Consider the following 12,633-nt stretch of genomic DNA (forward strand, 5'->3'; position numbering starts at 1 on the left):
ATGCCACCGCCGCGCACCCGGCCCGGGATCCGCGTCCTCGACACGGTCCTGCGCAACCTGCTCGCGTACGGGGTGCTCACCTGCGCCCTGCTCGCCATGACGGGCGGCTGGGACCCGCAGCGCCACGACGCGCGCCCCGTCCCCGCCGTGTACGACGCCGACATCTCCGAGATCGTCGGCACCTGGCGCTGCGTCGACGGCACCGAGGTGGTCTTCCGGGCCGACGGCAGCGCCGACGTCACCCTCCTCGACGGCCAGGACCGCGACTACGCCGCCGGCTGGCGGCTCTCGGGCTCCGGCTCCTGGCGGCTCACCGGCCGGCAGCCCGCCGACCGCACCCTCGGCCAGCACCTGCGGCTGCGGCTGCCCGCACCGGCCGCCACCGCCGCCCGCACCGGCACCGGCCCCCCGGCGGCGGCTCCCCAGCGCTACGCGTGGACCTTCGAGCTGCGCCGCGACGAGCGCGGGGCGCTGGAGCTGTACTTCGGGTTCTTCCTCGGGACCGGCCCGGCACGCGGCTCCTACGTCCTGGAGAAGGACGCGTAGGAGGCGCGCAGCTCCGCCCAGCGGACGTCGGTCCAGGCCCCCCAGTCCGTGGGGTGCCCGGCCAGGAAGGACTCCAGCCGCTCGAAGTGGTCGTGCCAGCCGGCCAGGCAGTCCAGGCGCTCCTCCGGCGAGCCGCCGCGCTCGTTCAGGAAGCGGATCACCGTCGAGTCGGTGCCGACCGCCTCCAGGTGGAAGCGGATCCGGCCGTGTTCGGAGACCGTGTACTCGGCGACCCGCTCGGTGTCCCAGGCGGTGACCTGCCCGGACACGGAGGTGCCGGTGTTGGGCCAGCGCAGGGTGACGGCCCCGCCGAGCCGGCGTTCCAGCACGTCCGCCGCCGCCAGCCAGCCGAGCAGCCCCTCCGCCGTGGTCAGGGCGGGCCACAGGGCGGCGTACCCGTACGGCAGGTGCATCTCGAAGCGGATGGTCCAGCGGCCGGGGCCGCGCGGCTCGCTGGTGGCATGGCTCACAGGAGACATACCACCAGCGTCCCACTCCCCCGGGTCAGACGCCCGCGTACGAGTGCTTGCCGCTGAGCAGGATGTTCACGCCGTAGTAGTTCCAGATCCAGCAGGCGAAGGCGAAGAGCGCCAGGTAGGCGGCCTTGCGGCCCTTCCAGCCGGCCGTGGCCCGCGCGTGCAGGTAGCAGGCGTACGCCACCCAGGTGACGAAGGACCAGACCTCCTTGGGGTCCCAGCCCCAGTAGCGGCCCCACGCGTCGCCCGCCCAGATGGCGCCCGCGACGATGGTGAACGTCCACAGCGGGAAGACCGCCGCGTTGATCCGGTAGGAGAACTTGTCGAGCGAGGCCGCCGAGGGCAGGCGCTCGAGCACCGAGCTGCGGAACCGCCCGACGGTCCGGCCCGCCTCCAGGTGGCTCTCGTAGCTGTCGCGGAACAGGTAGAGCACCGCGCCGGCCGCGCCGATGTAGAAGACCGCGCCGCAGAAGATGGCGGTGGAGACGTGGATCCACAGCCAGTACGAGTGCAGGGCCGGGACCAGCTGGTCACTGTCGGTGTAGAGCCAGGTGGTGGCGATGCCGAGGTCCAGCAGGACCGTCGTGACCAGGATCAGGCCGAGCCAGCGGACGTTCTTCTTCAGCGCCAGGAGCAGCAGGTACGCGCCGACCGCGACCGTGGAGAAGGTCACCGAGAACTCGTACATGTTGCCCCAGGGGGCCCGCTGCACGGACATCGCGCGGGAGACCACGCCGCCCGCCTCGATGAGGAAGCCGAGCACGGTCAGCGAGACCGCGATCCGCCCGTACAGGTCGCCCTGCTCGGTGCCGCCGGCCGCGCCCGGGCCGTCCGGGACGTCCCGGCTGCCCGACGCGGAGCGGGTGACGACCTCCGGCTTGTCCAGGACGGCCGTGCCGCCGCCCTTCTGCCGCACCCGTACGGCGGGAGCCGCTCCGGCCGCCGCCTTCGACGCCGTCAGCGCGGCGGCCGTACGGCCCACCTTGCTGCGGCTGCCGAAGACCCACTCGGTGATGTGCGCGAGGAAGGCGAGCGTGTAGACCGCCATCGACGCGTACACCAGCTTGTTGCTGAGATCGGCGAGGCTCTCGTTCGTCGCCGCCGCGAGCAGCGTCGTCATGCGCGCTCCCCTTCTTCTTCCTCGGTGTTTCCGGCCTCGGCCGGTTGCGCCGGGCTCGGCGCCCGTTCGTACAGGGCGGCGCAGAGCACCGACAGCTCCTCCGGCAGTTTCGCCGACTCGCTGCGGCCCAGGCCCGCCAGCTCCACGACGGTCAGGCCGTCCTCGTCCTTGACCGCGCGGACCCAGATCCGGCGGCGCTGGATGAACAGGGACGCGGCGAGACCGCCGATGGCGACGAGGGCGCCCGCCAGGGCCAGCCCGTTGGCGGGCTGCTGGGTGACCGAGAAGGTGGCCCAGCGCTCGATGCCCTCGAACTTCACGGTGCCCGCGCCGTCCGGCAGGGTCATCGTCTCGCCCGGCAGCAGCCGCTGCTTGAACAGCTGCCCCTCCGGGTTCTTGAACTCCTGCATCTTGGAGGTGTTCAGCTGGTACACGTTCTGCGGCAGGCCCGCGTCGACGCCCAGGCTGCCGTGGTAGGCGCTGAGGGCGAGGACGGGGAAGTCCAGGGCCGGGAACTGCGAGAGCATCGTGCCCTTGCCCTCGCCGGCGAAGGTCGGCACGAACATGGCGTTGAAGCCGAGCTGTTCCTTGTCGCCGTTCTTGTTGCGGTAGCCGTCCGGGACCTTGACCGCGCCCGAGGAGCTCAGGTTCGCGTCGAAGGGCAGCATCGGCACGGCGTCCTTGTAGATCACCTTGCCGGTGGGATCGGTCACCGAGATGACCGGCGCGTAGCCGTGGCCCAGCAGGAAGATCTTGGAGCCGTCGATCTCCAGCGGCCTGTTGACCTCGATCTCGGCCTTCTTCGGCTCCCCGTGCGCGCCCTCGCTGTAGGTGACGTACGCCTTGAAGTCGCGCGGGGTGCCCTTCTGCGGGCCGCTCTTCTCGTAGCTCGCGTCGAACCTGTCCAGGGTGAACGAGAACGGCGGCAGGTCGTCGGAGGAGAAGAGGCTGCCGGACTTGAAGTCGTCGTACTGGGTGAGCGTGTTCGCGAAGCCCTTGCCGCGCAGGACGAGCTTGCCGCCCTCGGACTTGAAGAGCTGGCCGCACGCGAAGGCCACCAGCATCACGATCAGGGCGATGTGGAAGGCCAGGTTCCCCGCCTCGCGGAGGTAGCCCTTCTCGGCGGCGACGGCGTCGGCGCCGGACTCCGTACGGAAGCCCCTCTTGCGCAGCAGCGCCTTCCCGTCGGCGAGGACCTCCTCCGGGGAGGCCTCCGTACGCCACGTCGCGTACGCCGGCAGCCGCTTCAGACGGCGCGGCGCACCCGGCGGGCGGCCGGTGAGCTGGCCGACGAACTGCCAGGTGCGCGGGACGATGCAGCCGATCAGCGACACGAACAGCAGGATGTAGATCGCGGAGAACCACACCGAGCTGTAGACGTCGAAGAGCTGGAGCTTCTCGGCGGCCGGCACCCAGAACTCGTGGGTCTTCTTCCACTCGGCGACCTTCATCGGGTCCACCTGCGTCTGGGGGACGAGGGAGCCCGGGATGGAGCCGAGGGAGAGCAGGAACAGCAGGATCAGCGCCACGCGCATGGAGGTGAGCTGGCGCCAGAACCAGCGGGCCCAGCCGAGCACCCCGATGCCGACGGGGGCGGCCGCGCTCTCCTCGGCGGGGGCCGTGGAGAGCTGCGCTCCGGCGGCGGCGTCGGCTTCCGCCTCGGCGTCGGCCTCGTGGGGCGCCTCGACGGGCGCCTTGTCGGTCGTACTCATGTCCGTGTAGTCCTCAGATCCCCACCGTGAAGGTTTGGGTCCAGCTCTGCATCTCGTTCACGATGCCGGTCCACATCCCCGTGACGAGCAGCACGCCGGTCAGGATCAGCATGCCGCCGCCGATCCGCATCACCCATGCATAGTGCTTCTTCACCCAGCCGAAAGCACCGAGCGCCTTGCGGAAGGCGAGTGCCGCCAGGATGAAGGGCAGGCCGAGGCCGAGGCAGTAGACGGCCGTCAGAAGGGCGCCGCGCCCGGCGGTGGCCTGGTCGATGGAGAGCGTCTGGACGGCCGCGAGCGTCGGGCCCATGCAGGGGGTCCAGCCGACGCCGAAGAGCACGCCCAGCAGGGGCGCGCCGAGCAGGCCCGCCGCCGGCTTCTTGTGGAAGCGGAACTCCCGCATGGTCAGGCCCGGGATGGCGCCCATGAAGAAGAGGCCGAGGACGATCACCAGGCCACCCATCACCCGGGTGATGAGCTCCTTGTTCTCGCCCTGGAAGACGTCGCCGAACTGCCCGAAGAGGGCGCCCGTCGAGACGAACACGGCGGTGAAGCCGAGGACGAACAGGCTCGCGCCGGCCAGCATCCGGCCGCGCCGGGCCTCGGCGAGGTCGGCACCGCTGACGCCGGTGACGTAGGAGAGGTAGCCGGGCACGAGCGGGAGCACGCACGGGGAGAAGAAGGAGACCAGCCCGGCGAACAGGGCGATCGGCAGGGCCAGCAGCAGGGCGCCGTTCAGGACCGTGGTGTTGACGCCGGTGACCGCCTCGGCGGCCGGCAGGAGGTACGGGTCCACCAGGTCACTGCTCCGCGAGGAGCGGGTCGATCATCGAGCGCAGCTGCTCCTCGTTGACCGCGACGAGGGTGCGGGCGGCGATCTTGCCCTGCTTGTCGAGGACGATCGTCGAGGGGATGGACTGCGCGTTGAGCGTGCCCTTGGGGAAGCGGAGCATCAGCTTGCCGTCCGGGTCGTAGAGGCTCGGGTAGGTGATCCCGAAGTTCTGCTCGAAGGCGGCGGCGTTCTGCTTGCTGTTGTCGCGGGTGTTGATGCCGACGAACGCGACGTCCTTGCCGCCGTCGGTCAGGTCCTTGGAGACCTTCGCGAAGTACGGGGCCTCGGCGCGGCAGGGCGGGCACCAGGAGCCCCAGACGTTGAGGACGACGACCTTGCCCTTGAGGGTGGTGGTGTCGAGCGTCTTGCCCTCGACGGTCTCCCCGTCGAGCTTGGGCGCGTCGACGCGGTCGGCCTTGGCGACGGTGGAGATGCCGCTGGGGCCGGTCACGTAGTTGCCGCCGGCGGCGCCGGCCGGCTTGCCGCCACTGCCCGAATCGCCGCACGCGGACAGGGTCAGGGCGCTCGCGAGGGTGATCGCGGTCAGCAGGACGGCGCGGCCGCTGGTCGAGCGGCGGCTGGTTCGAGGTGAACGCGCGCGGCTAAGGCTCATGTGAAAAGTTTCGCATGACCGATTTGCGGATCTTCCGCACCCCCCGACGGCCCGCGGACCGGCCCTCAAAGCCCTGGTCAGGGGTGGTCGGGGGCGGCGAGCGGGCGGTCAGCGGGCGGTCAGCGGCCTGCGGAAAGGTTCCGCCAGCCGCCGTTCGGGGCCTGCCCGGGGCCCAGGGTGCGCAGCCCGGACAGCACTTTCGGGTCCTGGACGTCCAGCCAGTCGGTGAACTGCCGGAAGGATACGAGGCGTACGTCCTTTTTGTCCGCCATGGTCTTGAGTGCCTCCTCGACGGCGTCCATGTAGATGCCGCCGTTCCACTCCTCGAAGTGGTTGCCGATGAAGAGCGGCGCGCGGTTGGTCTCGTACGCCCGCCGGAAGCCGCCGAGGTAGGTGGCGGTGGCCTGGGCGCGCCAGCCGGGGTAGTTGGCCGCCACGCCCCTCGTGGTGTTCCGCGACTGGTTGGCGAGGATGTTGTAGTCCATCGACAGCACCTCGAAGGAGTGCCCGGGGAAGGGCAGCGACTGCAGCGGCAGGTCCCACACCCCCTCCTTCTTCACCGGCCAGCGCTGGAGCCCGCCGGGCGAGCTGGAGTCGTAGCGCCAGCCGAGCGCGCGGGCGGTGGGCAGCAGCGCGTCCTGCCCCAGGAGGCAGGGGGTGCGGGCGCCGGTCAGCTCCACGCGGTAGTCGAAGGGGAGCGGTTCGAGGTCGGTGAAGCCGGTGTGGGTGCGCCAGCCGGTGACGAACGCCGTCGCCTGCTCGATCTCGCTGCGCCAGTCGTCGGGGGTCCAGTGGGCGACGGAGCCGGCGCCGGAGCAGAAGTGGCCGTTGAAGTGGGTGCCGATCTCGTGGCCGTCGAGCCAGGCCTGGCGGACGTGGCGCAGGGTGCTGCGGACGTTCTCGTCCTTGAGGTAGCCGATGTCGGAGGCCCCGACGGGGTTGTTCGGGGGGCGGTAGAGGTCCTTCTTCGACTCGGGGAGGAGGTAGAGGCCGGAGAGGAAGAAGGTCATGGCCGCGCCGTGGTCCTTGGCGAGGCCGAGGAAGCGCGGGAAGAGGCCGTTGCCGATCTCGCCGGCGCCGTCCCAGCTGAAGACGACGAACTGCGGGGGCGTCTCGCCGGGCTGGAGGGGCGTGGGGCGGGGCGGCTGGTGCGGCTGGGGTCCGGTGTCGGCGGTGGACCCGTCGCCGATGGGCTTCGCGGGGGCCAGCGCCCCGCCTCCGGATCCGGATCCGGGCCCGTCCTTGGTGCGGGACCCGTCGGCCCCGCACCCCGCGATCCCGCCTGCGGCGGCTGCGGCGGCCCCGATTCCGAGGCCGAGCAGCGCCCTTCGGGTGATGGCGCGCGCATCGCTCATGAAACGTCATATAAACGGACATGGCGGCGCCGTCGAGAGGCGGACACGACCCGCGATGCGGAACTTTTACGAAAGTAGGACAAACCACGGCGGTGACGGCGGGGCTGTTCACAGCCCCGCCGTCACCCCGGGGGCTACGCGCCGAAGGCCTTGGACTTGCCCTTCACCGGCTTCGCCCCCGCGAGGAGGTGGGCGGGAACCAGGTCCCGCGCCGGCTCGCTGTACCCCACCGACACCAGCCTGTCGTCCTGGTACGTGAACGACGTCAGCGAAGCGAGCGTGCACTGCCGCCGCCGCGGGTCGTGCCACAGCCGCCGCCGCTCCGCGAAGCTCCGTACGATCCAGATCGGCAGCTGGTGGCTGACCGCCACCGCCTCGTGCCCCCGCGCCGCGTCCCGCGCCGCCTCGATCGCGCTCATCATCCGCACGACCTGCTCGACGTACGGCTCGCCCCACGACGGCTTGAACGGGTTCGTCAGGTGCTTCCAGTTGCCCGGCTTGCGCAGCGCGCCGTCGCCGACGCCGAAGGTCTTGCCCTCGAAGACGTTGCCCGCCTCGATCAGGCGGCCGTCGGTGGCCAGCTCCAGGCCGTGCACCTTCGCGATCGGCGCGGCCGTCTCCTGCGCACGCTCCAGCGGCGAGGCCACCACGTAGGTGACGTCCCGGTCCTGGAGGTGCTCGGCGACCCGGTCGGCCATCTGCCGGCCCAGCTCGGAGAGGTGGTAGCCGGCCCGGCGCCCGTACAGGACGCCCTCCGGGTTGTGCACCTCGCCGTGCCGCACCACGTGGACGACGGTGATGTCGCTCATGCCGTCGCCTCCGCGGCGGCCCGCGCGGCGGCCGGCAGCGCGGCCGCGATCCGCTCCACCGCCCGCTCGTCGTGGGCCGTGGACACGAACCAGGACTCGAACGCCGACGGCGGCAGGTACACGCCCTGCGCCAGCATCGAGTGGAAGAACGCGTTGAAGCGGAACCCTTCCTGCTTCTTCGCGTCGTCGTAGTCGCGGACCTGCTCCCCGGTGAAGAACACCGAGAACATGTTGGACGCGGTCTGCAGCCGGTGCACCACGCCCTCCTTGCTCAGCGCCTCCGTCACCAGGCCCTGGATCTCCTTCGAGACCGCGTCGACCTTCGCGTACGCCGCGTCGTCCAGCAGCCGCAGCTGCGCCAGGCCCGCCGCGGTGGCGATCGGGTTACCGGAGAGCGTGCCCGCCTGGTAGACCGGGCCGGCCGGGGCCAGGTGCCCCATGACGTCCGCACGGCCGCCGAACGCCGCCGCCGGGAAACCGCCGCCCATGACCTTGCCGAAGGTCATCAGGTCGGGCCTGACCCCGTCCACCCCGTACCAGCCGGCGCGGGAGGTGCGGAAACCGGTCATCACCTCGTCGGAGACGTACAGCGCGCCGTTCTCGCGGCACAGGTCGGCGAGGCCCTGGTTGAAGCCCTCGGCCGGGGTGACGACGCCCATGTTGCCGGGCGCGGCCTCGGTGATCACGCAGGCGATCTCACCGGGGTGCGCGGCGAACGCCGCCCGCACCGCGTCGAGGTCGTTGTAGGGGAGCACGATCGTGTCGCCGGCCTGCGCGCCCGTGACACCGGGGGTGTCGGGCAGGGCGAAGGTGGCCAGGCCGGAACCGGCGGAGGCCAGCAGCGCGTCGACGTGTCCGTGGTAGCAGCCCGCGAACTTGACGACCTTGGCGCGCCCGGTGAAGCCGCGGGCCAGCCGGATCGCCGACATGGTCGCCTCGGTGCCGGAGGACACCAGGCGCACCTGCTCGACGGGCTCGATACGGGCGACGATCTCCTCCGCGAGGGCGACCTCGCCCTCGCCGGGCGTGCCGAAGGAGGTGCCACGGGCGACCGCCGCCTGCACCGCCTCGATCACCTCGGGGTGGGAGTGGCCGAGGATCATCGGCCCCCACGAGCAGACGAGGTCGACGTACTCGCGCCCGTCGGCATCGGTCAGGTAGGGACCGGTACCGGACACCATGAACCGGGGCGTACCGCCCACGGCACGGAAGGCGCGCACGGGAGAGTTCACGCCGCCGGGGGTCACGAGGGACGCGCGCTCGAAGAGCGTCTGCGAAACTGGGGCTTCATACGGGTACGGGTAGCTCACACCAGCCATGGTCTCAGAGGCCGCGACAGACTTGCGGACGGGCGTTTCACCGCGCCGCCGCGGGGGAGGTCACTGCCATGATGATCAGGCTGCGTGGCGGGGGCCACGGGGCCGGGGCAGGCAATACGTGTCGGGTGGAGATATGCAACGCGGTGGTGGACCGGGCGAGGGTACGGACGGCCTCGACCCGCAGCGCGCCCGCGAAGCCCGCGAAGCCCGCCGACGCGGCAAGCACCGGCGGCGCGCCGCCGAGGCCGCCGACCCCGCACCCGCCCCGCTCCCGGGCCGGCCTGCCGGCACCGAGGACGAGGCGGACGACGCGCTGGACACCGGCGGCCTGCCCAAGGGCCGCGGCATGGGAGTGACGTACAAGTACTTCGGCGCCCCCGACGGCGCCACGGCCGCGCGGGTGCCGCAGACGATGCGGCCGGAGGAGCTGGGCGGCGACGAGCTCGGCATGGGCGGCATGTTCACCAAGATCAAGCCGGAGACCATGGCCGCGATGGTCCTGACCGGCATCGAGGGCATACCCCTGCACAAGGTGCCGCCGCTGGAGCTCGTCGTCCTGCACCCCGACTACGCGGTGGTCAAGCTGCCGATGACGGTGGTGGACCCGCTGCGCGGGGTGGGCGAGGAGTCGGTGGGCGCGGCCGCCTTCATCTGGTCGACGGTCCCCGACCGCGGCGGGCCGCGCGACGCCTTCAACGTCTACCAGCTGCTGCACGAGTGGCAGGACTTCTCCCACCGCCTCCACGAGAACGGCCACCAGGCCTACTGCCTCGTCTGGCCGTAGCCCCCCTCCCGCTGCGCGGGGCTGGGTCCCCTACCCCTGCGCGCAAAACGCCGCGTGGGCTGGATTCGCGCAGCGAAATTCCAGCCCCGCCGGCGATTGAGGCGCGGGGGTCTGGGGGCGGAGCCCCCAGGGGGTCCGGGGCGCAGCCCCGGGGAACGGGCAAAGGGCGGGGCGGGGAGCAGCACCGCGCAGCGGCACCGCGATCCGCACCCGGCCCGCCGGCACCGGCCCCGCCCCCGCCCACCCGGACGGAGTCCGGTCCGGCGGCACGGCCGTGCGTCAGGGGAGCAGGACCACGCGCCCCCGGGTACCCGGAGTGGCAAGGGCCTCGTGGGCCTTGGCGGCCTCCGCGAGGGGAAGGGTGTCCGCCACCCGGAGCGTCAGCCCGCCCGCGTCGACCAGGGCGGACAGCCGGGCCAGCAGCGCCCCGTCCGGGGCGACTTCCTGTTCCGCCACCCGGATCCCCCGCTCCGCGGCCGGAGCCGCGCCGGGGATGACGCCGACGTACGTACCGCCGTCGCGGACGAAGCCCAGCGCGGGCGCGCCCAGCACCGCCGTGTCCAGCACCCCGTCCACCGGCCCGGCGGGCGCCCCGCCCCGGGCCACGAACTCCGCGGCGCCGAGCGAGCGTACGAACTCCTCGTCCCCCGCGCCCGCCAGCGCCGTCACCACCAGCCCCGCCCGCACGGCCAGCTGCACCGCCAGGCCGCCGACCACCCCGGCCGCGCCGGTGATCAGTACCGAGTCGCCCGGGGCGAGCCCCAGGAGGTCCACCGAGCGGGCCGCCGTCAGCCCGGCCAGCGGCAGCGCCGCCGCGGCCGCGTCGTCCACCGACTCGGGGGCCGCCGCCACCGCCGAGGCGTCGAGCACCGCGTACTCGGCGTGCGTGCCGAGCGGCTTCACCGTGCCGTAATGCAGCCCGACCACCCGGCGGCCCTCCGTCCAGCCGTCCACGCCGGCGCCGACCGCGTCGATGTCCCCCGCCACGTCCCAGCCGAGCCCGATCCGCTGCCCGGCCCCGCCGAAGACGCCGGCGCGGACGCCGCCGTCGACCGGGTTCACCCCGGCGGCCCGGACCCGGATCCGGACCTGCCCGGCCCCCGGCTCCGGGACCGCCACCTCCGCCAGCTCCACCCGCTCCGGGCCGCCGAAGGTGCTGACGAACGCCGCCCGCATGGTCCCGGTCCGCTGCTTCGGCTGCTGCTGCTGCTGCTCACTCATGGTCTCTCCCCGTTCGTCTCGGCCGGACCGGCCGTCCGGCCGTTCCCGATGACCACTAACTTATGGAGAGGTACTCTCTTTTCGTAAGTACGCACTCCGGAGTGCGTACCCGACCCGGAAGTGGGCTCCCATGGCCACCCGCACCGCCGCCGCCCTGCGCGAAGAGGCCCGCGCCGCCTACGACGCCTTCGTCAGGGACTGCCCCACCAGCCAGCTCCTGGCCCGCATCAGCGACAAGTGGGTCGGCCTCGTCCTCAGCGCCCTCGGCGAAGCCGAACAGGGCTCCCTGCGCTACAGCGAACTCGGCCGCAAGATCCCCGGCGTCAGCCAGAAGATGCTGACCCAGACCCTGCGCTCCCTCGAACGCGACGGCATCGTCACCCGCACCGTCACCGCGACCGTCCCCGTCCGCGTCGACTACCGCCTCACCGAACTCGGCGGCAGCCTCGGCTGCCTCCTCTCCTCCGTCAAGCGGTGGGCCGAGAACCACTTCGACGAGGTCAGCGCCCACCGCGACGCCTACGACGAGGCCGCCGCCACCGCCTGACCCCCTGCGAAATTCGGCCGCACCACCACACCCCCAATGGCATGCTGGGACCGTGAACGGTCCTGGCATCCACCTCACCCTCGCCCCCGAACTGCGCCTCTTCGCCCCGCCCAGCCGGCGCGTCGACCGCGTAGCGACCGCCACTGACGGCGCCTCCAGCCTCGGACACGTCGTCGAATCCGCCGGCGTCCCCCTCACCGAGGTGGGCCGGCTGCTCGTGGACGGGCGGGAGGTCACCGTCGCGTACGTGCCCCAAGGCGGCGAATCCGTCGAGGTGTTCGGCGTCGACCGCCCCCAGCGTGTCACCGGCGCCCCGCTGCGCTTCCTCCTCGACGTCCACCTCGGCACCCTCGCCCGCCGGCTGCGCCTGCTCGGCGTCGACGCGGCCTACGAGAACGAGGACATCGGCGACCCCGCCCTCGCCACCCGCTCCGCCGCCGAGCGGCGCGTACTGCTCTCCCGCGACCGCGGCCTGCTGCGCCGCCGCGAGATCTTCGCCGGCGCGTACGTCTACAGCGACAACCCGGACGACCAACTGCGCGACGTCCTAGGCCGGTTCGCCCCCGAACTCGCACCCTGGACCCGCTGCACCGCCTGCAACGGACCGCTCCGCGAAGCCGACAAGGACAGCGTGGGCGCCCGGCTGGAGCACGGCACGCAGCGCTCGTACGACGTGTTCGCCGAGTGCACCGGCTGCGAGCGCGTCTACTGGCGCGGCGCCCACCACTCCCGCCTGGAGCGGATCGTCCTCGACGCCCTGGCCGAGTTCGGCGACGGCGCCACCGTCTGAGCCGCCCGGCCGGGGTCAGAAGGCGTACGGGTCGCCCGTGTCCAGCGCCAGCACCACGTGCTCGTTGTTGGCGCGGTTGCGGTCGGCGGCGCCGCCGTCCCACAGGGTGTCGATCCGCACCGCGACCTCGGCCGGCCGCTCCCGCAGCCCGAGCAGCAGCGCGATGTGGCGTCCGCGCCCGTGCCGCGGCAGCGTGCCCGTCTCGCACACCACCTCCCGCCGGCCGACCCGTGCGCAGCCCTCGGACAGCTCGTGCCGGTCGGCGAGGTCCGCCGACAGCCGCACCCGCACGGTCGCGTTCGGCACCTCCGCCGGACCCTCGTTCTGCGGCACCATCCACAGCTTCAGCTGCCCGTGGGACAGCTGGACCCGCCCGTGGTAGGCCACGTCGGCCTCCTCGTCCGACCCCGGCCAGGCGCCAGCCGGGCCCACGGGCCCCGCCCCGCACAGCACCAGCAAGCCCGCCACCACCACACTGCGTACGGCACCACGGCGCACCGCCACCACCT

The 12,633-nt window shown here is 72.5% G+C and carries 14 protein-coding genes; 4 read left to right on the top strand and 10 right to left on the bottom strand.

Annotation, left to right across the window (positions count from 1 at the left end):
- On the top strand, positions 1-546 hold the full coding sequence (locus D1J60_RS15110; RefSeq protein WP_125821453.1) for a hypothetical protein: 546 nt from the start codon (positions 1-3) through the stop codon (positions 544-546).
- On the opposite strand, the gene D1J60_RS15115 is transcribed toward D1J60_RS15110, so the two are convergent.
- The 8 genes from D1J60_RS15115 to hemL all read right to left on the bottom strand — a co-directional run bounded on the left by D1J60_RS15115 (position 522) and on the right by hemL (position 8,782).
- Complete coding sequence (locus tag D1J60_RS15115) at positions 522-1,025, bottom strand: SRPBCC domain-containing protein (protein ID WP_125821454.1); 504 nt, start codon at positions 1,023-1,025, stop codon at positions 522-524. The genes D1J60_RS15110 and D1J60_RS15115 overlap by 25 nt on opposite strands.
- Before the next feature lie 25 nt (positions 1,026-1,050).
- Positions 1,051-2,142 (bottom strand): c-type cytochrome biogenesis protein CcsB, encoded by a 1,092-nt coding sequence (gene ccsB, locus D1J60_RS15120; RefSeq protein WP_125595381.1) that lies wholly within the window; start codon positions 2,140-2,142, stop codon positions 1,051-1,053.
- Entirely contained in the window at positions 2,139-3,854 is a 1,716-nt protein-coding gene (locus tag D1J60_RS15125) for a cytochrome c biogenesis protein ResB (protein WP_125821455.1), read from the bottom strand. The genes ccsB and D1J60_RS15125 overlap by 4 nt, the downstream gene beginning before the upstream one ends.
- A gap of 13 nt (positions 3,855-3,867) precedes the next feature.
- Positions 3,868-4,650 carry a cytochrome c biogenesis protein CcdA gene (locus D1J60_RS15130; RefSeq protein WP_241253280.1) on the bottom strand — a complete coding sequence of 261 codons (783 nt, stop codon included), beginning with the start codon at positions 4,648-4,650 and terminating at the stop codon, positions 3,868-3,870.
- A gap of 4 nt (positions 4,651-4,654) precedes the next feature.
- On the bottom strand, positions 4,655-5,299 hold the full coding sequence (locus tag D1J60_RS15135) for a TlpA disulfide reductase family protein (RefSeq protein ID WP_125595383.1): 645 nt from the start codon (positions 5,297-5,299) through the stop codon (positions 4,655-4,657).
- Between the two features lie 119 nt (positions 5,300-5,418).
- Entirely contained in the window at positions 5,419-6,654 is a 1,236-nt protein-coding gene (locus D1J60_RS15140; RefSeq protein ID WP_125821456.1) for a hypothetical protein, read from the bottom strand.
- A gap of 134 nt (positions 6,655-6,788) precedes the next feature.
- Complete coding sequence (locus tag D1J60_RS15145) at positions 6,789-7,463, bottom strand: histidine phosphatase family protein (RefSeq protein WP_125595385.1); 675 nt, start codon at positions 7,461-7,463, stop codon at positions 6,789-6,791.
- Complete coding sequence (gene hemL, locus D1J60_RS15150; protein WP_125821457.1) at positions 7,460-8,782, bottom strand: glutamate-1-semialdehyde 2,1-aminomutase; 1,323 nt, start codon at positions 8,780-8,782, stop codon at positions 7,460-7,462. The genes D1J60_RS15145 and hemL overlap by 4 nt, the downstream gene beginning before the upstream one ends.
- 346 nt (positions 8,783-9,128) lie before the next feature.
- Here hemL and D1J60_RS15155 point away from each other — a divergent pair, with 346 nt between their 5' ends.
- On the top strand, positions 9,129-9,566 hold the full coding sequence (locus D1J60_RS15155; RefSeq protein WP_007264729.1) for a hypothetical protein: 438 nt from the start codon (positions 9,129-9,131) through the stop codon (positions 9,564-9,566).
- 279 nt (positions 9,567-9,845) lie between these two features.
- Here D1J60_RS15155 and D1J60_RS15160 read toward each other — a convergent pair whose 3' ends face one another.
- Positions 9,846-10,742: an NADP-dependent oxidoreductase gene (locus tag D1J60_RS15160; RefSeq protein WP_125824044.1), complete on the bottom strand. Its 897-nt coding sequence runs from the start codon at positions 10,740-10,742 to the stop codon at positions 9,846-9,848.
- 175 nt (positions 10,743-10,917) lie between these two features.
- On the opposite strand from D1J60_RS15160, the gene D1J60_RS15165 reads away from it, so the two are divergent.
- Positions 10,918-11,334 (top strand): helix-turn-helix domain-containing protein, encoded by a 417-nt coding sequence (locus D1J60_RS15165; protein ID WP_125821458.1) that lies wholly within the window; start codon positions 10,918-10,920, stop codon positions 11,332-11,334.
- A 52-nt stretch (positions 11,335-11,386) separates the two neighbouring features.
- Positions 11,387-12,124, top strand: a complete 738-nt coding sequence (locus D1J60_RS15170; RefSeq protein ID WP_125821459.1) for a Mut7-C RNAse domain-containing protein — start codon at positions 11,387-11,389, stop codon at positions 12,122-12,124.
- Between the two features lie 15 nt (positions 12,125-12,139).
- Here D1J60_RS15170 and D1J60_RS15175 read toward each other — a convergent pair whose 3' ends face one another.
- Complete coding sequence (locus D1J60_RS15175; RefSeq protein ID WP_241253281.1) at positions 12,140-12,622, bottom strand: hypothetical protein; 483 nt, start codon at positions 12,620-12,622, stop codon at positions 12,140-12,142.
- Positions 12,623-12,633 lie beyond the last annotated feature (11 nt).

Origin of the sequence: Streptomyces sp. W1SF4 (assembly GCF_003950035.1) — a bacterium.
GTDB lineage: Bacteria > Actinomycetota > Actinomycetes > Streptomycetales > Streptomycetaceae > Streptomyces > Streptomyces racemochromogenes.

Coding starts and splice junctions, on each gene's coding strand:
- D1J60_RS15110 (WP_125821453.1), top strand. CDS start 1: ATGCCACCGCCGCGCACCCGGCCCGGGATCCGCGTCCTCGACACGGTC.
- D1J60_RS15115 (WP_125821454.1), bottom strand. CDS start 1,025: ATGTCTCCTGTGAGCCATGCCACCAGCGAGCCGCGCGGCCCCGGCCGC.
- ccsB (WP_125595381.1), bottom strand. CDS start 2,142: ATGACGACGCTGCTCGCGGCGGCGACGAACGAGAGCCTCGCCGATCTC.
- D1J60_RS15125 (WP_125821455.1), bottom strand. CDS start 3,854: ATGAGTACGACCGACAAGGCGCCCGTCGAGGCGCCCCACGAGGCCGAC.
- D1J60_RS15135 (WP_125595383.1), bottom strand. CDS start 5,299: ATGAGCCTTAGCCGCGCGCGTTCACCTCGAACCAGCCGCCGCTCGACC.
- D1J60_RS15140 (WP_125821456.1), bottom strand. CDS start 6,654: ATGAGCGATGCGCGCGCCATCACCCGAAGGGCGCTGCTCGGCCTCGGA.
- D1J60_RS15145 (WP_125595385.1), bottom strand. CDS start 7,463: ATGAGCGACATCACCGTCGTCCACGTGGTGCGGCACGGCGAGGTGCAC.
- hemL (WP_125821457.1), bottom strand. CDS start 8,782: ATGGCTGGTGTGAGCTACCCGTACCCGTATGAAGCCCCAGTTTCGCAG.
- D1J60_RS15155 (WP_007264729.1), top strand. CDS start 9,129: ATGGGAGTGACGTACAAGTACTTCGGCGCCCCCGACGGCGCCACGGCC.
- D1J60_RS15160 (WP_125824044.1), bottom strand. CDS start 10,742: ATGCGGGCGGCGTTCGTCAGCACCTTCGGCGGCCCGGAGCGGGTGGAG.
- D1J60_RS15165 (WP_125821458.1), top strand. CDS start 10,918: ATGGCCACCCGCACCGCCGCCGCCCTGCGCGAAGAGGCCCGCGCCGCC.